Source organism: Blautia sp. St.27G3 (genome assembly GCF_059728505.1).
Genome location: NZ_BAAGFO010000002.1, coordinates 559,530 through 582,212, shown reverse-complemented (window position 1 = coordinate 582,212; position 22,683 = coordinate 559,530). Strand labels below are relative to the sequence as shown.

Genomic DNA, 22,683 nt, shown 5'->3' with positions numbered 1-22,683 from the left:
ATAAATTGGAGAGAAAGAGGCAGCCAGATGAGGAATGTGGATTTTAGTATGGAGTTGAAGCGGGCGGAATGTCCGGTAAAGGTTGCGGAGATTGTGGAGAAGACAATAAGGGCCGTCTATCCCCATTATTATCCTTCTGGGGCGGTACAGTTTTTTCTGGACCTGCATAACGAACAGAGGGTAAGGGAAGCACTTGCCAGGGAAGATATTTATTTTGCGGAGGTACAGGGGGAAATTGTGGGAACCGGGAGTATTCGGGGGAATGAGATCTGCAGGCTGTTTATTTTACCGGAATACCAGGCAAAGGGTTATGGAAACAGGCTGATGGATTTCCTGGAAGATATGGTTTTCAGGAAATATCATGCAGTACATATTGATGCGTCTTTTCCGGCGGAAAGTATGTATTTGAAACGGGGATACCGGATAAAAAACTATGAGAAAATTGAGACAGGGGGCGGGGACTATCTCTGTTACCATACAATGGAAAAGGCGGCAGGTGGAAAGGGATAAAGATTTTCAGGAGGGAACAGATGGATAAATGGTTTACTGTTGACAGGATAGATGAGGGTACTTATATCATCAGCGAATACCGGCATTGGGAAGAAACACATTGTTATCTGCTGAATGGTTCCGGGCGGAGCCTGCTGATCGATACGGGGCTTGGGATCTGTAATATTTATGACGAGGTGGTGAAGCTGACAGACCAGCCGGTTACGGCTGTTGCCACGCATATCCATTGGGACCATATCGGAGGGCATAAATATTTTTCAGATTTCTATGCCCATGAAGAGGAATTGGGATGGCTGTCGGGCGGGTTCCCTTTGTCTATGGAAACGGTCAGGGGCATGGTAGTTGACCGCTGTGAACTGCCGGAAGGTTATGATGTGGGCAGCTATGAGATGTTCCAGGGGAGGCCGTCCGTGGTTCTGCACGGTGGAGAAGAGATTGACATTGGCGGAAGGACGATAAAGGTGTTTCATACGCCGGGACATTCACCGGGGCATATGTGCTTTTGGGAACCGGAGCGTGGATATCTTTTTACAGGGGATCTGATCTACAAGGATACCTTGTTTGCGTATTATCCATCTACAGATCCGGGAGCTTATCTTTCCTCACTGGAAAAGATGGCGTTTCTTCCTGTGGAAAGGGTGTTTCCGGCGCACCATTCCCTGGATATCCAGCCGGAGATTATCGGCCGTATGAGAGATGCTTTCCAGGGATTGAAGGAGAGCGGGAAACTGCGTCATGGAAGCGGGACTTTTGATTACGGAGACTGGGCGGTCTGGCTGTGATGGGGGATGAGGGAGGAAGGCAGGATGGAGACAGAAGATATTATTCTTGAAAAGGCAAAATATGAGGATTGGAGATCGATATACCGGAATGTCTGGTCAAGGCCGGAAACAGCAGAATATATGGTATGGAAAGTGACGGCTGATGAGGATGGGGCCAGGGAGAGGATACAGAGGACGATTGCATGGCAGGAAACCCATGATGCGTGGCTGGTCTATGAGAGGGGCAGCGGGCAGGCCATTGGTTTTGCCGGAGTGGAGGAAACAGAGCCGCATATTTATCATGAGACTGGTATTGCCTTGGGACCGGAGTATGTGGGAAGGGGATATGGGAAACAGATACTGCGTTTATTGATGGAATACTGTATTTCTTTAGACGGGCAGGAATTTTATTATTCTACACGGACAGGGAATCTTGCTTCAAGGGCACTGGCCTTATCCTGTGGATTTACTTATCAGCATTCGGAGCGGAGGACAGACCAGCGCAGTGGGAAAACTTATGAATTGGAGATTTATAAAAAGAATCTGGAAAGTATAGGGGGATATGAAGCCGAATGAGATATTGAAGTATTGACTGGAGAATCTGGAGGGTAGCGCCTTTGTGGGAGTGTGAAACTTTTTCTGTAAATATGTGATTGAAGGGTTCTTCTATGATAAAATCAAAATGATCATAGGAGGGCCATTTATTATGGCAAGAGAGAAGAAACCTGTACATCGGGTATAAATGACAGAAGGAAAACGTAACATTATCCATCAGCTCCTGGAAGAATACGATATTCAGACAGCTGAAGATATTCAGGATGCGCTGAAAGATCTTCTGGGTGGAACGATCAAAGAAATGATGGAAGCAGAAATGGATGATCATCTGGGATATGAAAGATCTGAACGCTCTGATAACGAGGATTACCGAAATGGCTACAAACGCAAACGCGTAAACAGCAGTTATGGCACCATGGAGATTGAGGTCCCTCAGGATCGCAAATCCACTATTCTGTCCGGGATAACGGAATGATTCGCAAACTAGCGGCATATGTGATCCTGGGAATCAATACGGAAGGAAAAAAGGAAGTCCTTACCATTCAGGTTGGAGATAACGAAAGCTCTGGCAGCCCTTGAGAGGGTAACAGAAAAATGGACACCAAAATATTCGAATTCCATGAAACGCTGGAAGGATAACTGGGATTCTATTTCTCCGATCTTCAAGTTTTCAGCAGATGTCCGGAAGGTCATATACACGATCAATGCCATAGAATCCCTGGATTCCACGTATCGGAAATTAAACCAGAAGAGAAGCGTATTTCCGAGCGACACAGCGCTGCTGAAAGCCCTGTATCTGGCTACTTTTGAAGCAACAAAAAAGTGGACTACTACCATCCGGAACTGGGGCCTGGTCTACGGTGAACGGAGTATTATGTATGAGGGACGGCTTCCAGAATAAAAAAACAGTTTGGTTAAAACAGGCGGAAAAGCCGCCTGTTATTGACATACCATCCTCTGGATGGTATATATAAAACAAAGGTGGAATATCTAATTTTTAAGCATTCCACCAAGTCTTATCATAGAAGAATCCTATTTACAGACTTTTCTTCATACCCTCTTTTGCGTTTTGCATAAAACTTGAACAAAGCTTAAAATAACAGCTTCAAATTAATGGCAAATAAATTTCACCTCATATTTTTCTTTCTTACTACATTGAAAAATCGTCGGATTATTTCCACAACGTTGTTCTACCAACTCATATATGAATTTTGACTCTTTCTCATTGATCTTATAGTTCAGCCATTCATCTATGATCAGCACTTTATAGTTTCCCAGTTTCTTCCGGTATCGTACCTGCTTTCTGAGGTTATCTTTGTGGGTCTGAAAATGTCCCAGCATATCCGGCATTCTGATATAACATGTCCAGAAAGTCTGTTTACATGCTTCTACACCCAGGACACATGCAAGATAGGTTTTCCCAGCACCCGTCGGGCCTGTAATGATCAGGTTTGTTGCAGCACCTACGAATCCCATGGTTGCAAGATTTGCGATCTTCTCTCTACTGATATCCCGTGCATCACAGTCTAAAGTTTCAAGCTTTCATAAATAGGTAGGAAGGGGGATTCCATTGAAGTTGGCATTGCCATGATGCTTTTTTGTATGAAGCTAAAATGCTGCTTTTCCCAGCCTGCGATTTCCTGTACTTCGTCAAGCAGAAGATAGTAGCGCATACGATAATGTGATCGGCGGGAGTGCCGCTTTTTATCAAATCGTCCTGTAACGTTTCTAAAATCGTGGATTTCCCACAGAGGCGAATCCCTGTAAGGATTTTTAACAGTGGTATATCGCGGTAGGTTTTCAGTATTTCTAAATAATGATTTCTTTTTTATCGTTATAATATGCATGTATCAAAGGCACACATCAATAGTTAAGTCTTCCCACTGATTCTTCTCAGGAAGAATGGCGATTATCTGCACGAAGGGCAGCGAAAGACTTTTCTATTGAGGAAAACAGAGTTGAGAAACCGGCATTTTTCTGCTATACTTTACCGGAAAACAGTCCAAGTTTGTGACAAAAGGCAGGCGGAGGTATTAGATGCAGATTTCAAGCAGATTTACGATTGCGGTACATGTACTTGTTTGTATTGAAACGTTTAAAAATGATTATAAAGTGACGAGCGATTTTCTTGCCTTGAGTGTGAATGTGAATCCTGTTGTGATCAGAAGATTATTACAGCAGTTAAAAAAAGCCGGAATTGTAAATGTTGTGCGGGGCAGCGGTGGTACAAGTGTGGAAAAACCCCTTGACGAGATCACGTTGCTTGACGTCTATAACGCTGCGGAGTGCGTGGAGGAAGGAGCACTTTTTCATTTTCATGAAAATCCCAATCAGCTTTGTCCGGTAGGAAAAAATATCCATGCTATTTTAGATACGAGGCTTGAAGAGATTCAAAGAGCAATGGAAAATGAAATGAAGTCAGTGACAATACAGGATGTGATAAATGACGCGGAAAAATTAATTAAGATAAAATAGAGTAAGGTACCTTTCCCTTGGATGTGGGGTGAAATTTAGATGAATTTTGATATAACCATTGACATTACAACGGATTGGTAGTATAGATATAGATGTATCTATAATTATTACAACCAATAGGAGGAAATGTTATGGCGAATTATAACAAAATCAGTGTGGGACCAGATGCAAGAACGGAGCTTCATGACAAGCTTTCTCTGACCGGAGCAGAAATAAGTATGAATCATCTTCCGGCAGCAAAATGATGTGTGGCCACGATATGGAGCAGCCTATTAAATAAAAAATTAAGAAAAGAATGTTATAGCAGCCTGCAGCAGGGGCTGCTATAATGTATTTTGGAGAAATTATCAATGCCCTAGCTTATCACTGTAAAAAGAATAATTTTACATACGGAGGAAACTATGTATATAGCAGATTTACACATCCATTCCCGGTATTCCCGGGCAACGAGCAGAGAGTGTACACCGGAGCATCTGGAGCTGTGGGCGCGCAGAAAAGGCATTCACATCGTGGGGACCGGGGACTTTACCCATCCGGCCTGGCGGGAGGAACTGAAGGAAAAGCTGACTCCTGCTGAAGACGGTCTGTATGTGTTAAAGGAGGAATATCGGATTTCGGATGGAATAACGCCGGATTCGTTTTTGCCCCGTTTTGTAATTACCGGGGAGATCAGTTCGATTTATAAAAAGAATGACCGGGTGCGCAAGGTACACAGTCTGATTTTGCTGCCTGGTCTGGAGGCAGCGGAGGTTGTGTCCAAAAAGCTGGAGCTGATTGGAAATATTCATTCCGACGGCCGCCCGATTCTGGGACTGGACTGTCATTCGCTTCTGGAGATTTTGCTGGAGCTGTGTCCGGAATCTGTTTATGTGCCGGCGCATATCTGGACGCCGCATTTTTCTCTGTTCGGTGCATTTTCCGGGTTCGATACCGTAGAGGAATGTTTTGAAGATCTGTCGCCGTATATTCATGCAATGGAGACGGGGCTTTCCTCAGATCCGCCGATGATCTGGCGGGTTTCTGCCCTGGACAAGTACCAGCTGATCTCGAACTCCGACGCCCATTCCCCGGCAAAATTGGGGCGGGAGGCCAATCTGCTGGATATTCCGCTGAGCTATGAGGGGCTGCGGGAAGCGATTCAGACGGGAAAAGGGCTGTACGGGACGATTGAATTTTTCCCGGAGGAAGGAAAGTACCATATGGACGGGCACCGGAAATGCAACCTTTGTCTAACCCCGCAGGAGACGGAAAAATATAACAGAATCTGTCCGGTATGCGGGAAAAAGATTACGATTGGAGTGTCGCACCGGATAGAACAGCTGTCTGATCGGTGCGAGGGATTTGTCCGGGAAAATGCGAAAGCGTTTGAAAGCCTGGTTCCCCTTCCGGAGGTGATCGGTGCGTCTATGGGCCGTTCTGCGGAGAGCCGCGTGGTGCAGAAGGAATATCAGAATCTGCTGCTGCGCCTGGGTCCAGAATTTGAAATCTTGCGAACGATTCCGACAGAAGAAATTCAAAGAGTGACAGGTAGTCGGATTGCAGAGGGGATCGGTCGGCTGCGCGCCGGAGAGGTAGAGCGGATTCCTGGCTTTGACGGCGAATATGGAACGATTCAGCTGTTCCGGGAAGAAGAGCTGGCATCCGCAGAAGGACAGCTGGATTTTTTCAGTATGCTGAGGGTTGGACAGGAGGAGAAAAAGAAGACTGAGATTGTACGGGAGATTGCCGTTTCGGCCAAGAAGATGCAAAAGGCTGCGCCAGAGCTGATACCCGCACCTGCCTTGACCTCTGTGTCTTCTGCTGCGCAATTAAATCCTCTGCAGGAAGAGGCTGTGCGCGCAGTGGACCGAAGAATCGCGGTGATCGCAGGCCCCGGAACCGGAAAGACGAAAACTTTGATTTCTCATTTGCTGTACCTGCTTAGGGAGAGAAGGGTAAAGCCTGGTGAAATCACTGCCGTGACCTTCACCAACCAGGCCGCCGCAGAAATGAGAGAGAGACTGCAGAAACAGCTTGGGGGCAGGCGGAAGCTGCAAAGCATGCAGATCGGTACCTTTCACGCGATTTGTCTGAATGTATTAAAAGCCCGGGGGCTGGAATTTTCTCTTATTGATGAGACAGAAGCAGCGGAAAAGGCACGGTGTGTAATTGAGGAAAACGGCCTTACGGTCAAGCCGCGGGTATTCCTGGAGCAGATTTCCAGGATAAAGTCAGGTATTGAGGAATTTGAAGATGTAGAGCTGCAACGTGCATTTGAACTGTATCAGGAAAAGTTAAAAAGCAGCCGGCAGATGGATTTTGATGATCTGTTGCTGGAAACAGTGAAACTTATGGAGTGTGAAGATGCACAGAGCAAGAAACCGTTTACCTATCTGTTGGTGGATGAATTTCAGGACATAAACCCGCTGCAATACCGGCTGATGAAAGCATGGAATGAGGGCGGAAGGGAACTATTTGTGATTGGCGATCCCGACCAGTCGATTTATGGATTCCGTGGAGCTGACAGCGGATGTTTTGCCCGGCTTAGCCAGGAGTTTGGCGAGGTGAGGATTGTCCGCCTGGTTGAAAACTACCGGTCAGCACCGGAAATCCTGAATGCGGCCCTGGGAGTAATTTCACGCAATCCCGGCGAGGCGCGTATCCTGCATGCAAACTGTGAGACGGGTGGCCCAGTGCGGCTTGTAAAAGCGGGAAGTGAGATGGGTGAAGCCATATTTGTGGCTAAGGAGATCAGCCGTTTGGCCGGCGGAATTGGAATGTTGGAGGCAGACGAGGCGGCGGAAACCATGCAGGATGGAAAGCTCCGGGGCTTTGGCGAGATAGCTGTTCTGTATCGGACACACAGACAGGGCGAGCTATTGGAAAAATGCCTGCGGCAGGAAGGGATTCCCTATGTTGTTGCCGGGCGCGAGTCCTTTTTGGCAGATGAGACGGTGCGGGCAAGCCTGGAATTTTTCCGATACCTGGAGAATCCGGCGGCGTTGTCGGAGCGTGGACCATGCCTGCGAACACTGTGGAATTTAGATGAAAATGAAATCAGTTTGGCGGTGATGGACGGTATGGCGGAGAAGCTGCGCCCTGCGTTTCAGAAGAAAAAGCCGCAGAAGTTTTTGGAGCTTTGGATGCAGGAAATGCAGCTGGAGGAAAACGGCGCGATGAAAAAGCTGGCCGGTATGACCGTCTTTTACCAGACGATGACGGAATTTTTGAGCGCTTTGTGTCTGGGTGTGGAGAGCGATCTGAAGCGCTGCGGCGGTCGCCATTATACGGCAGAGACGGTTACGTTAATGACACTCCACGGTTCCAAAGGCCTGGAATTTCCGGTTACCTTCGTTTACGGCGTGCGGGAAGGCATGATTCCGTATGAAAGTGAAAAGCACCCGGCAGACCAGGAAGAGGAGAGGCGGCTCTTTTATGTAGGCATGACCCGGGCAAAGGAGCAGCTGATCGTGACCACCTCCGGGGAGGAATCGGGGTTCCTGGTTGATTTGCCGGAAGAGACAATCCGGCGGGAAGATGAGAGCAGACGCAAAAAGCGGGAGAGCTGCCGGCAGATGAGTTTGTTTGATTATATCAGCTAAACCAAGAGGGTATCATGAATGAAAAGAGTTCCGTGGTTTTTTTAAGTGATAAGGCAGGATATGTTCCCGTAAAAAGGAAGGTATCCTGTCTTTTTGTATGAAAGTGAGGAAATTTATATGCAAAAATTTTATACAGCAGAAGCAGTAACTGAAGGTCACCCGAACAAATTGTGCGACCAGATTTCAGATGCGATCCTGGATGCGTGTCTGAAACAGGATGAACAGTCCAGAGTGGCCTCGAAGTGAGTAGGACGGATTTTGTGGACATTCAAAATAAAAAAGAATGTGGAGGGAACAGACAATGGAAAAGACGATTTTTGAGGAAGTGGGCGTCAAATACGAACGGCAAGGCGATTACTTAATACCGTGCTTAACTGTACCCGCCGATGCGCGTAGAAAGAACTCCAATGTGCCAAAAAAGAAATAAAACAATTTCACACCCATTCCACATTAGTATGGTATGCTTAAAAAGAGGTGATTTATATGGCAACATTACTCATTGTTGAAGATGACCGAAAAACAAACGAAGCAATATGTGAGTATCTAAAATCAGCAGGGCATATGCTAATATCAGCGTATGATGGTGCTGCTGCATTACAATCTTTTGATGAATGCAATATAGACTTAATTGTGCTTGATATTATGCTCCCTAAAATATCGGGGCTTTCCGTTTTGCATGAAATAAGGAAAAAAAGCTCTGTTCCTGTACTTATGCTAACAGCGATTGAAGATGAATATACCCAAGTTACAAGTTTTGATGAACAAGCAGATGACTATATCACAAAGCCCTTTTCTATGGTTTTATTGGGTCGGCGTATCACAGCTCTTTTAAGAAGAAGTGGAAAAGGGATATTGCCTAATACAATAGCATTTGACGATGTAATTGTGGATTTCTCTGGTTATTCTGCAAAGGATAGTAATGGAAAAATTGATATTACTCCAAAAGAAATAGATTTGCTAAAGTTGCTTGTGGAACATAAAGGATTGGTTCTTACCCGCACTCAAATACTTGATGATTTATGGGGGGATAGTTATCCTATTATTGACAGGACAATAGATACTTATATTAAAAATTTGCGAAAGAAACTAAGACTTGAATGTATCGTTACTGTTAAAGGTATAGGTTACAAGTATGAGGTGAATACATGAAGAAAATAAAGATATTTCCAAAGACTTTTATATATACATTAGGATTGATGCTCTTTATTGTTGGGGTTGCCCATCTTTTGCTTTACTTATTCATTCCACACGAAATTATGGATGTTACGATTAAGGCAAGTGAGCAAATATCTTTCAGCACAGATATTAATGTAGCACCTTATGTTAAGCAGACAATCGTAGATGCTCTGCCAGTATCTCTTGTTTGCTGTATTATTATTTCCATAGTTTGCTCTTTTTGGTTTTCCAGAAAAATAACTGTTCCAATTAAGCACATCAATATGGCAACAAAACAAATGGCACAAATGGAGAAAAATGCTGTCTGTACTATTAGCTCAAAAGATGAAATCGGTGCGTTGGCAGATAATATAAACTATTTGTATCAAAGCCTGCTGTCAGCAATTCATAATCTTGAAGTTGAAAAACAATATGTAAGCGAAAGTGAAAAATCAAAAGTTGATTTTTTGCGGATTGCTTCGCACGAATTAAAAACGCCTGTTACGGCTTTAAATGCTACTTTAGAAAATATGATACTCGGTATTGGAAAATATAAAGACTATGATATTTACTTGCCAGAATGTAAAGAAATGACGGAATATCTTGCTGATATGATACATGATATTCTTGAAACCTCAAGGCTAAGCATATCATCCGAAAAGGAAACAGCGGTACAAACTAATTTATCAGAAGTGATTTCTGCTTTATGCGAACCATATATGTTGATTGCAAAGGCGAAGGGTATTATATTTAGACTGGAATTGTTTGATGATTTTTCGGCAGTTTTGCCACAGCATTTGTTTGAAAAAGCTATTTCCAATATTCTTTCCAATGCGGTAGCATATACAGAAACAGGCAAAACAATTTATGTATACTTTGATGAAAAAAATCTTATTATCGAAAACGAATGCCAGCCTATTTCTGATGAAATATTACGACATTTATTTGAGCCGTTTTATCGTCCAGATTTTTCCCGAAACCGTGATAATGGCGGAAATGGGCTTGGACTTTACATTGTCGCAACCTTGTTTCATACAATGGATATTTCATATTCATTTATTCCTATGAAACATCCACAAGGAATGAAATTTATTATCAATTTAAAATAGCCCATCATAGTGAAGAAGCTCTCCAACAATCGGGGAGCTTTTTTGTTTAAAATATCCTTGAATTTCACATACATTTCATACTGGTTCCATATTGGGAGATTATGATATAGCCGTTCACTAAAATTAACATCAGAAAACGGAGGTAATAGAATGGGGACAATCAAGAGAGCATTTTTATACGTCACAAGAAAAAAAGGAAAAAGTATATTGCTTTTTTTCGTCCTTCTTGTTATGGCAACCTTTGTGCTGTCTGGAATTTCGATTGAAAGGGCTGCACGGTTAGAGCAGAAAAAGCTGCGGCAAACAATGGGAGGAACATTTGAACTATTGCCCGAATTTTCTGAAAGTAACCCACATTTCAAGACAATCAATGATAATGAGGGTGGGGTGACATTATACACGGAACGTCCTTTGACACAGGAAATGATTGATTTAATCTTGCAAATGGACGGAATAAAAAGTTGTGATGCAGATACGCAAAGCAATGTTTGGCCTAATCTTGAAATATTTAAGGGAAATGTTCCGTTAAAAGGGGAATTAAATGATTCTGTATACGCAAGAACCGTTTATTCAAGTGAAACCAATGCTTTTTTTACATCACAGAAATTAAAGCTAATTGAGGGAAAGCATATTACGAACGCCGAAAAGTATTCAGCCATAATAAGCAAAGAATTAGCAGATAAAAACGGCTTGAAAATCGGAGACACCTTTTCGATAACAGCGGATTGTAAAGTTGAAATAAAAATTATCGGATTTTATGAAATCCTTAAACCTGACTCTACATTTGAAAATATCGCTACCTACGAAAAAATAGAAAATCAGATTTTTGTCGATTACTATACGTTGCAAGAACTTTTCAGAGATACACCCGTAGGCTTTGTTTCGGCAAAGTTTTTGGTCGATGACCCCGCAAACCTTGAAAAAATTGTGAATGAAATAAGGGGAAATTCTGAAATTGATTGGCAGGCGTTTACACTTACTACCGACAATACAGAGTATCAAGATGCTGCTGCTCCACTTGAAAAGCTACAATCCTTGGTTACATCAATTATTTTGGTTATTGCATTGGTCAGCGGAATAATTCTTGCCTTAATACTTACCATGTGGGGAAGAAGTCGCATCCATGAAACAGGGGTATTCCTTTCTCTCGGCATTGGAAAAGGTAAAATCGTCAGTCAATATCTGGCAGAAGTTTTTATGATTGCCGTAATCGCTTTTGGTTTATCTTTCTTTATGGGTAATGCGGTTGCAAATCAACTGGCAAACAAACTTATTGAAAGTCCGTCAAGTGGAGAAAATTTAAGCAATGATAAAGATGCAGTTTGGGACATAAAGGACGATTATGGTCTCTTGTTGGATGATGTTCAAGTCACAATAAAAGATGATAGTGAGATTTCTACACCACAAAATGATGAACAGGACGTAATACCGCCCGAAGCAGAGGTATCAGTTGATATTGCAAAAACAGAGCAAATCCACATTTCAGTTGATATTCTCGATATGTTGCTGCTATATCTGATTGGTATTGCAATCATTGCGGTTTCAGTGATTCTCTCATCGGGTACGGTAATGCGTTTGAAGCCAAGAGAAATTTTATCAAAAATGAGTTAACGAAAGGAGTTTTTACAAATGTCTGTATTTGAAATGAAAGATGTATCTTATTCTTATGACAAGAGCAAAAGAATATTGACAGCGGTAAATGCCGTGTTTGAAACAGGAAAAATGTATGCCATACTGGGAGTGTCTGGCTCTGGAAAGACTACTTTGTTATCACTGCTTGGCGGGCTGGATGTTCCGCAAAAAGGTGAAATTATATTTGATGGTGTGGATATTTCAGAGCATACACTTGAATATCATAGACGCAATCATGTTTCACTTATATTTCAAAGTTACAATCTCATTGACTATATGACACCTGTTGAAAATGTAAAGCTGACCGCAAAGCAGAATGCCCTTTTCGTGTTAAAACAACTTGGATTAACTGAAGATGAAGCGAAACGCAATGTAATGAAATTATCAGGCGGACAGCAGCAGCGTGTTGCAATCGCTCGTACATTGGCATCGGACACACCTATTATTTTAGCTGACGAACCGACAGGAAATTTGGACGAGGATACTGCTGCTGAAATAACAGAAGTTTTAAAAAATTGTGCCCATCAGATGAATAAGTGCGTCATTATTGTTACTCATTCTAATGACCTTGCAAAGCAAGCTGATATGGTTTTTCGATTGAAGAAAGGCAAGCTAGAACAGTTATGAGAACAGAATGGAAAAGTTTTCCTTATTTTTTAATACGGTAAAGTTTGGGAAATGCCAATGCCATAGAAAAAAAACAGCAAAATTTTTTGAGCCATTGACAAATTCTCTGATTTGAAGTATCATATAACGGCGATATATAACAGTGTTACAGACGGGGGTGGGATAATGAGCGAAGCAGAACAGACAACACTACACTTAATCCTTTCAGCCGCTATGCAGGAATTTCTTGAAAAAGGCTATAAGTCTGCTTCCTTGCGGAATATTGTCAAAACGGCGGGCGTAACGACAGGCGCGTTTTATGGCTACTATGACAGTAAAGAAGATTTATTTGAAGCACTGGTAGGCGAACACTACAACTTTTTACTGAAACGCTTTTGCAAAGCCCAAAAAGAATTTGCAGAAATCCCGCCAGAGGAACAACCCGGCAATCTTACCTCTACTTCCGGCGAGTGTATGTATGAAATGCTTTTGTATGCCTATGAACACTTGAATGAATTTAAGCTTATACTTTGTTGTTCGGAGGGAACGCGTTTTTCAAAATTGATTGATGAAATGGTAGAAATAGAAACAAAGGGCACACATGATTATTTAGCGGTTCTTGAAAAGTTAGGCAGACCTGCGCCGCCCATTGATGAACGGTTAGAGCATATCTTGATTACAGGAATGTTTAATACTTTTTTTGAGTTGATTATACATGAAATGCCACTTGAAGAAGCAAAGCATTATTTGAAAGAAATGAGAGCTTTCTATACTGCCGGGTGGATGAAAATTATGGGGCAATCATAAATCGAACAATTTCGATTACAAAAAATTTGTAAGGGCAATCTGCCCTATCATTTTTACACATGGGTTAGCTTTAACTAACTTTTAAAAGATATTACTAACCAAAATACGGATATTTGAGGGCAGCTATTTTGTTCTCATATCATAAAAACATTTTTAAGGAGGTTTTTTCAATGCAAAAACAGTCAAATCTATCAAGATTGATGGGCTATGCCGGAGGACATAGAATATTGACCTATCTTTCTTGGGTACTGTCCGTAATGAGTGCGCTGCTTTCTCTTGTACCTTTTTGGTATATATGGCGTATCATTCACGACATACTGGAAGTTTCCCCGGACTTCGTGGAAGCAGGGAATGTCACAAGCTACGGCTGGTCTGCCGTATTGTTTGCGGTTATTTCTATTGTTGTCTATATAGCCGCTTTGATGTGTTCGCACATGAGCGCGTTTCCGGGTTGCCGCAAATATCCGAAAAGAACTTATGCGTCATATTACAGCCTTGCCGCTTGGAGTAACGGAAAAGTATGGAAGCGGAAAGCTGCGGAGAATCGTAAATAGTTCCAGTGCCGCTACGGAAACGTATCTTGCACATAGGCTTCCCGACAAAGCAGGGGCGATTGCCACCCCCATAGGGCTGCTTTTCCTGTTGCTTGCCTTTGACTGGCGGTTAGGGCTTTTAAGCCTTGTTCCCGTTGTGCTTGGTTTTCTGATTATGATGAAAATGACAGGGAAAGACATGGAGAAGCGAATGGAGCAATATCAAAACGCGCTTGCTGATATGTCAAATGAAGCTGTTGAATATGTGCGGGGCGTACCCGTAGTAAAGACTTTCGGGCAGACAATTTTTTCTTTCAAACGCTTCAAAGACGCGATAGACAATTACGAAACATGGGTAATTGCATATACAAAGGGGCTGCGTCTGCCTATGATGTTCTATACAACGGCAATTAACGGCGTATTCGCGTTTCTGATTGCCGGGGGTATTCTCTTTACAAGGGGCGGCGTAACAAATGAACTTCTGTTAAACCTTATCTTCTATATTGTGATTACTCCCGTCATTGGTACGACGCTTACAAAAATTATGTTTATGAGCGAGGACGCAATGATTGTAGGCGACGCAATTAACAGGATTGATGAAGTGTTGAACGAAAAACCATTGTCTGAAAGCAGCGTGAATAATATTCCTGAAAATAATGGAATTACATTGGAACACGTTAGTTACAGCTATGACGGAGAGAAAAACGCGCTCAATGATGTATCTCTTTCCATAAAGCCGGGGCAGACGGTCGCATTGGTAGGAGCGTCTGGCGGCGGTAAGACAACGCTTGCAAATATCGTCACAAGATTTTTTGACCCGCAAAAAGGGCGCGTACTGATAGGGAATATCGACATACGCGACATTCCGAAAGAAACATTGATGAATAAGGTATCTTTTGTATTTCAGAACAGCTGCCTTATCAAAACGTCCATATTGGAAAATATTTGTATGGCAAAGCCTAACGCTACACGCGAAGAAATCGCCCATGCACTGGAAGCTGCACAGTGCTTGGATATTATTGAAAAATTACCGAACGGTATAGATACGGTTGTCGGAACAAAAGGCGTGTACCTGTCCGGCGGTGAACAGCAAAGAATAGCGATTGCCCGCGCAATTTTGAAAAATGCGCCTATTCTAATTCTTGATGAAGCAACCGCGTTTGCCGACCCCGACAATGAGGTGCGCGTACAGCAGGCTTTATCTGCTCTTTCAAAGGGCAAGACCGTCATTATGATTGCACACAGGCTGTCGTCAATCACAGACGCGGATTGCATTTATGTACTGCAAGACGGTGAAATTGTCGAAAGCGGCACACATAGCGGACTGATAGAGCGAAACGGCATATTTACAAAAATGTGGAAGAATTATTCCGAAGCGGCAGAATGGAAGATTTTGAATGAAAATAAGGGATTGGAGGTAAACGCATGATTAAGACATTGCAAAGACGTTTTGCATTATCAAGACAGGGGGCTGTCGATTTGATAAAGGGCTGTATTGCTTGTGTCGCACAGGATATATCCTTTATGCTTCCCGTCGGACTGCTCTATTACTTTGTCATTGATACCATGAACGGGGGCATAAATGGAAGCCGCATTGCGTTCTACGCGGTTGGTGCTCTGGTTTGCTTATGCTTTATTTTTATTGTGACATGGTTTCAGTATAACGCCACTTACTTAGCGACTTATGTGGAAAGCGGTGTAAGGCGTATATCCTTAGCAGAACAGCTCCGTAAAATCCCATTGTCCTTTTTTGGCAAGAAAGACCTTGCTGATTTGACAAATTCGATTATGGGCGACTGCGCCACTCTTGAACAGGCATTTTCCCATTATGTACCCGCATTGGCAGGCTCCCTTATTTCTACAACGCTGATTGCAGTTTGCCTTTTCGCTTACGACTGGCGAATGGCTCTTGCGGCGGTTTGGGTTTTACCGATTGCATTTACAATCACATTCTTTTCAGCCCGCATACAGGAATACTTCAACCGTAAATCCGTAGCGGCAAATGTCGCGCTTGAAAGCGGCGTACAGGAGTGTATCGAAAGTTTGCAGGACTTAAAGGCGAATAATGCGGAAGAAAGTTATCTGAAAGGGCTTGGCAAAAAAATTGATGATGTGGAAAAGCGGCACATTATAACAGAGCTTGGGACAGCACTTTTTGTTGTTTCTTCAACGTTGATATTAAAGTTTGGGATTGCTACGGTTGCGCTTGTAGGTTCTGCGCTGCTCATTCGTGGGGAGATTGATATTCCGCTGTTCTTTATGTTTCTGCTTGTAGCTTCAAGGCTGTATGCCCCGCTTGAGGGTGCATTGCAAAATCTTGCTGCGGTAATCTCTACCAAAACGAACATAAACCGTATGAATGAAATCCTTGACCAGCCTATCCAGACAGGAACAGACAGGCTGACAAATAAAGGCTATGATATTGTATTCGACCATGTAGGATTTGCTTATAATACCGGGGAAACCGTATTGAAAGACGTGTCTTTTACGGCGAAACAGGGAGAAGTTACCGCCTTAGTCGGACCATCCGGCGGCGGCAAAACTACGCTATCACGCCTTGCAGCGAGGTTTTGGGATATAAGCAAGGGGAAAATCACTGTCGGCGGTATGGATATATCGAAAATAGAGCCGGAAACTTTGTTGTCGCTTTATTCTATCGTATTTCAAGATGTGACGCTGTTTAACAACACAATCATGGAGAATATCAGAATAGGCAGAAAGGACGCAACCGACGAAGAAGTGATTGCAGCGGCAAGACTGGCAAATTGTGAAGAATTTGCGGCAAAGCTCCCGGACGGGTATCACAGTATGATTGGTGAAAATGGCTGCGAACTGTCCGGAGGGGAAAGGCAGAGAATTTCAATCGCCCGCGCTTTCCTTAAAAATTCCCCTATCATCTTACTTGATGAAGCAACGGCAAGCCTTGATGTGGAAAACGAAACATTGATACAGGCTGCTTTATCAAGGCTGATAAAGGATAAGACCGTACTTGTTATCGCCCACCGTATGCGTACAGTAAGCGGTGCGGATAAAGTGGTTGTTCTTTCAGACGGTTCTGTTGCTGAACAGGGAACGCCGGAAAAACTGATGAACACAGGCAGGATTTATCCGCATATGGTAAAACTGCAAATGATTAGCAGGGATTGGGGTATTTAACATGAATACCGAATAGATAATATGCCCCATATGCCAAAGCAAAACAAGGTTAAAGATACGGGTGATGCCGAATTGAAAAACTTTCCCCTATATTGCCTGAAATGCAAGCACGAAACCCTTATTAACGTACAACAAATGAATATATCAGTTATCAAAGTATGAAACCAGATAAGGACAAAACTCAAAAATTGTGTTCAAGACAGCAGACACAAATATGTGGAGTGAATATCTTATTTGGAGGAAATAGAAAATGACAAAATCATTATTTGAGGAAATGGGTGGCAAATACGAAAGGCAAGGGGATTACTTAACTTAAAGATAGTATATACATACAGCCTGCTGACACATTGCTTGCAGATGCCCCGCAGAAACCAAACCATACAGAAAAGGAGTTTTTGCATATGAAGTCAATATTTGAACAGTTAGGCGGCACATATCACGAAGAAAATGGGTATCTTATTCCAGATTTAATATTACCCAACGAAGAAGAACAGCCGATAGGCACATGGGGACAGCGGCATCAGGATTATCTGAAACAGTACCACAAGGTTACATACACCAATCTTCTCACAAGTGGCAGACTGAACTCCTATCTAGCCGTCATTGACAGGCAGGCGCAGGAACGCTTTGAAAGGCTTATAGAGAGCATGAAACAGGCACAGGACATAACGGAACGGCTAAAGGAAGAAAATGCCATAGAGTGGACAGGCAAAATAAATAATATAAGGGCTTGTGCGAGGGAAATTGTGAACGGAGAAATTATTTTTATATAATCAGAATTGGCGGCAGGGAATATAATTCTTTGCCGCCTTTCAAATGGAGTAACTATATTATGAAATTAGCTTGTGAAATATATTGCTGATTCTTATCCAGCAAATGTTTTAGGGTTTTCAGTCCTGTTTCCAATTGTTGTAAGGAATCAGGGGAACAGGTTGCAATTCTTATAGCTGTGGATTCAGCTTTGCCAACGGTAAAACGGTCAGAAACAGAAGATATGAATGCCATTGTCTGTTGCCTGCATTTCCAACTGATAACCGTTATAATGGGCAGGCAGGGGCAGCCATTGGAAGAAGCTGTATTCATTCGGGCAGATGCTGTCTGGAAAGTATTTTTTATATATCCTGTTCCGTTCTTTTGCCTGTCTTTTTTTCTGCCCTATGATTCTGCCTGCATTGCCGCTTGCAATTAATTCGCTTATAATTTCTGCGTTAAGCAGCGGTATTTTCAAATTTACATTATTAGCCGTTTCAAGAAAGGTTTGTCTTAAGCAATCAGGGATAACCATATATGCGCATCTTAAGCCTGCTGAAAGTGATTTTGACAGGCTGTGCAGGTAAATGGTATTATCTGGTATCAATGTCTGAATCGGTTCTCCTGTATCATTTGCAATAAATCCATAAGCGTCATCTTCCATTAAAATCAGATGGTATTGCTGTATGAGGCTGGCAATTTTCCTTTTTCGTTCCATTGACATGACAGTTCCTGTCGGATTATTGCAGGACGGCATTAGGAAGATTCCTTTTATATCCATTATCCTGCACTGCTTTTCCACTAGGTCGGGTATCATTCCATCCTCATCTGCGGCTACTGATATCAACTGGACATTTAACTGTCTGGCTAAGCCGATAAAATTGGAATAAGTGTAAGAATCAGTTAGGATTTTATCTCCAGAGTGGAAAAGAGCCAAAAATACAATCGTCAGGGCATTTTGAGTTCCTGCCGTCAGCATGATGTTTTCAGGCTCTGTTTCTATATGGAAAGATTTCAGCCATTTTATGGCGGTCTGTTTGTGCTTGTAAGATTCCGATATGCTGTCAAATTCAAAAAGATACTGGGAAGTATTGCGTTGTATGGTTTTTTGCGCAATATCAGCGACAATCTTATTATACTGGTAAAAAGGTCTGATTATGCCCAGTTCTACGCACCCGTTATTTGCCTTATGTAAAAAAGGGATGGCGGCATTTGGGGATACAAATGTGCCTTGCCCTATATTGGCATAGATTAGCCCCTTATTTTCACAAATCTTGAATGCACGGGTTATTGTGCTTAGGTTCAAATCAAGAAAGTCTGCTAATTCCCTTTGGGGCGGCAGTTTTGTATTTCCAGCCAGTTTGCCGCTTTGGATATCCTGTTCCAAAAGTTCCGCAATAGATATATAAATTGGTGATTTTAATTTTTCTTTATCGGGTATCCATGGCATTGGGTAATTTTCAAAAGAATTAACTGGCAAGCTTTTTCCCTCCCTGCTCAAAATTGTCTTACATACAATATTAGCATTGAAAACATACAAAGTCAAGAATATAATCTATATTGTATGTATTGTGTGCAAACAATACCATGCAACAAAAAGGAATAAATTTTATTTTAGTAGGAAAGAGGTTACGAAATGAAGGATTTAACGAGAGAACATGAGTTAAAGACAATATTTTTATTTTCACTGCCAATTTTGGTCGGCAATCTATTCCAGCAACTATATAATCTTGCGGATACGGTTATTGTAGGTAATTTTTTGGGGAAAGAATGTCTGGCGGCGGTAGGGTTCAGTTTTCAGATACACTATCTGCTGATTGCCCTTTCTATGGGCATTTCAATGGGGGCAAGCATATTGGTTTCACGTTATTTTGGCAGTAAGGACATGGAATCTGCGAAAAAAGTTATGGATACGGGATTTGCTTTCTGCTTTTGCCTCAGTTTGATAATTGCTGCTTTGGGCATATGTTTTTCCTATCAGATTCTGCTTGTCTTCCGAGTGCCGTCCGCTTTGCTTGAAGCGGCTGACATATATCTTAAAATTATGTTTATCGGCGTTATCCCCACGTTTGCATATAACGCGCTTACAAATATTCTTCGCGGGATGGGGGATTCAAAAACACCTACATATATTCTGATAGTGGCAGCGCTTCTGAATATTGTGCTTGATATATTGTTCATTAAGGCATTCGGAATGGGTGTGGCAGGGGCGGCATTTGCGACTGTGTTATCGCAGCTTTTGTCATTTATCGTTTGTATGGTATATATGAAAATACATTATCGCAGCTTGTTTATTAATGTATTGCATTTACAGTTTGACAAGGCAGAATTAAAAAAGAGCTTGAAGATAGGTACGCCCGCCATGATACAGCAAGTATTTGTGAGTGTGGGATTTATGTCATTGCAGTTTCTGATTAATGGGTTTGGCACGGATTGCATGGCGGCATATACTGCCGCATCTAAGGTAGATGCTTTTGCAGAAATGCCCGCCTTGAACTTAGGGCAGGCTATGACTAATTTTACTGCCCAGAATTTAGGGGCAAAAAGGAAAGACAGGGTATTGAAAGGCGGGAAATACGCATTGGTTATGGGGATTGCAGTATCAGCGTGTATTTCTGTTGTCATTGTATTGTTTCCGTCTGTATTTATATCAATATTCAATAGGGATACGTCTGTTTTAGATATTGGCAACAGCTATCTGAAGATTGTGCCTGCTTTTTATATTATCTTTGCAGCCATGCAGGTATTAAACGGATTGCTTTTGGGGTATGGAAAATCATTTGTGCCGATGATTGCTTCCATATGTTCCCTGTGCTGTCTTCAAGTGCCTGTCGCTATTATTTTGTCTGGCACAAAGCTTGGTTATAATGGAATTTGGATAGCCGCTCCAATCGGCTGGTTTGGAGGGCTATTAATCCGCGCAATTTATTTTTATCATGTCAGCAAAAAAGAAAAACAATAAAAATATACATAAAGAATTTTACCAAACTTGAATCAATGGATAAAAAATTAATGTGGCAATTTAAGCAACAGCTATCTGCAAAAAAACAAATTTGTGTTGAGGATAAAAAGAAGATGGATAGCTATTGCTTATTGCCTGCATTTCATTCATAGCATGGATGTTCACCATATAAAAATACGGCGTGTGGTGGGCGGTATTGCTATGCCCTAAAAAACTTAACAGACACTCTCCAGACCTGTTTTTGAAGTTTGGAGGGTTTTTTATGTTCTTTTTTCGGGCGGTAATCTATCTGCTCATGCAACACAGAATTTATCCGTACATAGCATATCGGGGAATAGCAGGAAGCCAGTTAAAAAAATCCCTGCCCATGCAACGCTACTTCTTGCCATGCAACCAGAAGTATAATCTCCACTTAACAGAATATGTATCTCCTATAACCGTATAGGTCACCGAGCCTTTGCGGTTTTTCTTTTGTCGTTTTTTATCGGAATGTGCCGCAGGGCTGTTTCTGCTGTTGGCTGCCGTTCGCCTCCTATCCAATCTGGTTTTTAGCATTTTCAAAAATTTCAGATTGGAGGAAAAAAGAATGGCATACAACAACGGACGGGAGAACAGGAAATGGCTTATCTGGAAAGAAGCCGAGGAAAAAATATTACGGGAGCATGGAGTTGATGAAACCACCATTGAACAAATCCGCACAGACGACAGGGCAGACTTCAATTCCAACAGGCGGTTTTACCATTGGACAAGCGACTTTGGCGAATACCTTGAGGGAATGGCAGACAGGGAGCGGAATGCCGAGGTAAAGACCGTTGCTGATTTACTGGATGAGATTGAGGACGAAACTCTGTATCGGGCATTGCTTACTGTGGACAGGCGTACCCTGCAAATCATCCTGCTGAAAATGCAGGGCTATTCCACAAAGGAAATTGCACCGCTTGTTGGATTGACAACAGGGGCTATTTATGCACGATTAGACCATCTGCGGAAAAAGTTGCGGAAGATTTTATAACCAACTAATAAAGACAGCTTTTTGACGGGCTATTGGGTGGGGGATAAAATTCCCCCGCCAAATTATAAAATTGATGTATAAAATTCCTGTCCACAGGGAATACTAAAAAGTTTGCCCAAAATCTTGACATGGGTACAGCCGCTATGATATTCTGAAATACCCGTGAGGGAATTGGAAGATTGAAAATGAAATAGCACATAGATGGAAGAACGGAATGTCAGCCAATGGACAAGGCTGACCGCTGCCGAATTTATGCTGCCCTTTTCGGCTGGTGTATGGCAGCATGGTTTTGAATTTCAAAGCCGTTACATAGCATTGCGAATCCGAGCAGGAGAAAACACTCCTGTCATTCGTGGTGCGGTGTGGCGGCTTTTTCATTTATCCAAAAGTCAAGAGAAATCAAATCCAGAACGGAGGTGCAGGGACATAGGATTTTCTTTTCGGAGGGTAAGACAGGCGTTAAGAATACCGCTGCACAGGAAAAATGCTCTGTGGCATTGTCCACAGAGATAGCGAGCATCGGATTGTGTCAGCCATAGCGGAAAATGCTTTGCATTCCCCGCTATGACCGCGGTGCTCCTCGAATGCCCATGCAAGCATGGCATTCTCATCGCTACTCGCGCACAATCCAATCCACAGCCGAAAGGCGTATGGACTTCACGCAGGGGACAGCCCCTGAATACCCCGAAGAAAGGAATTTAAGACTGGAGGATTAAGGAAAATGAGCAAAGAAAAATCAGAAAAGGGCGTGCGGAATGTCCCGATTACCGTCCGATTGAACGAGGGAGAACATGAAAAATTAAAGCAGTGCGCCGCCGCTTGCGGTCTGTCCGCTGCCGAATTTATGCGCCAGTTATGCAAGGGAAACGCCCCGCAGCCGCAGCCAAAAACCGAGTTTTGGGAACTGTTAAACAAGCTCTATGAAGTGCATGACGCTTTCAAAAAGTGTGTCCCATACTATCCAACCGCCACTGAAATCTGTAAGGAGATTGAGGATTTTATCTTAGAACTGCAACAGAAAACAACTCTCCCACAACGGTTCAGCATAGAAGAATTGACAGAACAGGGGGCGGTCTGAT

17 protein-coding genes and 5 pseudogenes are annotated in these 22,683 nt (G+C 42.6%); 20 read left to right on the top strand and 2 right to left on the bottom strand.

Going from position 1 to position 22,683, the window contains the following annotated elements; genetic code table 11:
* The first annotated feature begins 27 nt into the window (after positions 1 to 27).
* From AC6I2O_RS12335 to AC6I2O_RS12320, 4 genes and pseudogenes are all read left to right on the top strand, one after another.
* Entirely contained in the window at positions 28 to 510 is a 483-nt protein-coding gene (locus AC6I2O_RS12335; protein WP_497742789.1) for a GNAT family N-acetyltransferase, read from the top strand.
* Positions 511 to 530: 20 nt separating this feature from the next.
* Positions 531 to 1,292, top strand: a complete 762-nt coding sequence (locus tag AC6I2O_RS12330) for an MBL fold metallo-hydrolase (protein WP_497742788.1) — start codon at positions 531 to 533, stop codon at positions 1,290 to 1,292.
* 24 nt (positions 1,293 to 1,316) lie between these two features.
* Positions 1,317 to 1,847: a GNAT family N-acetyltransferase gene (locus AC6I2O_RS12325; protein ID WP_120391741.1), complete on the top strand. Its 531-nt coding sequence runs from the start codon at positions 1,317 to 1,319 to the stop codon at positions 1,845 to 1,847.
* Positions 1,848 to 2,013: 166 nt separating this feature from the next.
* A pseudogene (locus AC6I2O_RS12320) lies at positions 2,014 to 2,727 on the top strand (transposase).
* 209 nt (positions 2,728 to 2,936) lie between these two features.
* Here AC6I2O_RS12320 and AC6I2O_RS12315 read toward each other — a convergent pair.
* Positions 2,937 to 3,353 (bottom strand): annotated as a pseudogene (locus AC6I2O_RS12315) (ATP-binding protein); the annotation flags it as partial.
* A 510-nt stretch (positions 3,354 to 3,863) separates the two neighbouring features.
* Between AC6I2O_RS12315 and AC6I2O_RS12310 the strand changes: the two are divergent.
* From AC6I2O_RS12310 to AC6I2O_RS12250, 13 genes and pseudogenes are all read left to right on the top strand, one after another.
* Positions 3,864 to 4,301, top strand: coding sequence for an Rrf2 family transcriptional regulator (locus AC6I2O_RS12310; protein ID WP_120391739.1), 438 nt, complete (start codon positions 3,864 to 3,866; stop codon positions 4,299 to 4,301).
* A gap of 401 nt (positions 4,302 to 4,702) precedes the next feature.
* Positions 4,703 to 7,882 (top strand): UvrD-helicase domain-containing protein, encoded by a 3,180-nt coding sequence (locus tag AC6I2O_RS12305; protein WP_497742787.1) that lies wholly within the window; start codon positions 4,703 to 4,705, stop codon positions 7,880 to 7,882.
* A gap of 117 nt (positions 7,883 to 7,999) precedes the next feature.
* Positions 8,000 to 8,119: pseudogene (locus AC6I2O_RS12300) on the top strand (S-adenosylmethionine synthetase N-terminal domain-containing protein); the annotation flags it as partial.
* Between the two features lie 64 nt (positions 8,120 to 8,183).
* Positions 8,184 to 8,270, top strand: a pseudogene (locus AC6I2O_RS12295) (TnpV protein); the annotation flags it as partial.
* Between the two features lie 95 nt (positions 8,271 to 8,365).
* Positions 8,366 to 9,031, top strand: a complete 666-nt coding sequence (locus AC6I2O_RS12290) for a response regulator transcription factor (protein WP_497742786.1) — start codon at positions 8,366 to 8,368, stop codon at positions 9,029 to 9,031.
* Positions 9,028 to 10,146 (top strand): sensor histidine kinase, encoded by a 1,119-nt coding sequence (locus AC6I2O_RS12285; RefSeq protein ID WP_497742785.1) that lies wholly within the window; start codon positions 9,028 to 9,030, stop codon positions 10,144 to 10,146. The genes AC6I2O_RS12290 and AC6I2O_RS12285 overlap by 4 nt, the downstream gene beginning before the upstream one ends.
* Positions 10,147 to 10,296: 150 nt before the next feature.
* The gene (locus tag AC6I2O_RS12280) at positions 10,297 to 11,757 is read left to right on the top strand and encodes an ABC transporter permease (protein WP_497742784.1); all 1,461 of its coding nucleotides are present in this window, start codon (positions 10,297 to 10,299) and stop codon (positions 11,755 to 11,757) included.
* 18 nt (positions 11,758 to 11,775) lie between these two features.
* Positions 11,776 to 12,405: an ATP-binding cassette domain-containing protein gene (locus AC6I2O_RS12275; protein WP_497742783.1), complete on the top strand. Its 630-nt coding sequence runs from the start codon at positions 11,776 to 11,778 to the stop codon at positions 12,403 to 12,405.
* 165 nt (positions 12,406 to 12,570) lie between these two features.
* Complete coding sequence (locus tag AC6I2O_RS12270; protein ID WP_120391733.1) at positions 12,571 to 13,191, top strand: TetR/AcrR family transcriptional regulator; 621 nt, start codon at positions 12,571 to 12,573, stop codon at positions 13,189 to 13,191.
* Between the two features lie 170 nt (positions 13,192 to 13,361).
* Positions 13,362 to 15,153: pseudogene (locus AC6I2O_RS12265) on the top strand (ABC transporter ATP-binding protein).
* Positions 15,150 to 16,880, top strand: coding sequence for an ABC transporter ATP-binding protein (locus AC6I2O_RS12260; protein ID WP_497742782.1), 1,731 nt, complete (start codon positions 15,150 to 15,152; stop codon positions 16,878 to 16,880). The pseudogene AC6I2O_RS12265 and the gene AC6I2O_RS12260 overlap by 4 nt, the downstream one beginning before the upstream one ends.
* Before the next feature lie 21 nt (positions 16,881 to 16,901).
* Positions 16,902 to 17,042, top strand: coding sequence for a cysteine-rich KTR domain-containing protein (locus tag AC6I2O_RS12255; protein ID WP_497742781.1), 141 nt, complete (start codon positions 16,902 to 16,904; stop codon positions 17,040 to 17,042).
* Positions 17,043 to 17,281: 239 nt separating this feature from the next.
* Positions 17,282 to 17,653, top strand: coding sequence for a TnpV protein (locus AC6I2O_RS12250; protein ID WP_016213431.1), 372 nt, complete (start codon positions 17,282 to 17,284; stop codon positions 17,651 to 17,653).
* A gap of 206 nt (positions 17,654 to 17,859) precedes the next feature.
* Here AC6I2O_RS12250 and AC6I2O_RS12245 read toward each other — a convergent pair whose 3' ends face one another.
* Positions 17,860 to 19,110 carry an aminotransferase-like domain-containing protein gene (locus AC6I2O_RS12245; protein ID WP_497742780.1) on the bottom strand — a complete coding sequence of 417 codons (1,251 nt, stop codon included), beginning with the start codon at positions 19,108 to 19,110 and terminating at the stop codon, positions 17,860 to 17,862.
* 156 nt (positions 19,111 to 19,266) lie between these two features.
* On the opposite strand from AC6I2O_RS12245, the gene AC6I2O_RS12240 reads away from it, so the two are divergent.
* The 3 genes from AC6I2O_RS12240 (at position 19,267) to AC6I2O_RS12230 (ending at position 22,682) form a co-directional block, all read left to right on the top strand.
* Complete coding sequence (locus AC6I2O_RS12240; protein ID WP_120391730.1) at positions 19,267 to 20,592, top strand: MATE family efflux transporter; 1,326 nt, start codon at positions 19,267 to 19,269, stop codon at positions 20,590 to 20,592.
* 586 nt (positions 20,593 to 21,178) lie between these two features.
* Positions 21,179 to 21,604 (top strand): RNA polymerase sigma factor, encoded by a 426-nt coding sequence (locus tag AC6I2O_RS12235; RefSeq protein ID WP_016213427.1) that lies wholly within the window; start codon positions 21,179 to 21,181, stop codon positions 21,602 to 21,604.
* 721 nt (positions 21,605 to 22,325) lie between these two features.
* Positions 22,326 to 22,682, top strand: a complete 357-nt coding sequence (locus tag AC6I2O_RS12230; protein WP_016306716.1) for a plasmid mobilization protein — start codon at positions 22,326 to 22,328, stop codon at positions 22,680 to 22,682.
* The last annotated feature ends 1 nt before the right edge of the window (position 22,683 follow it).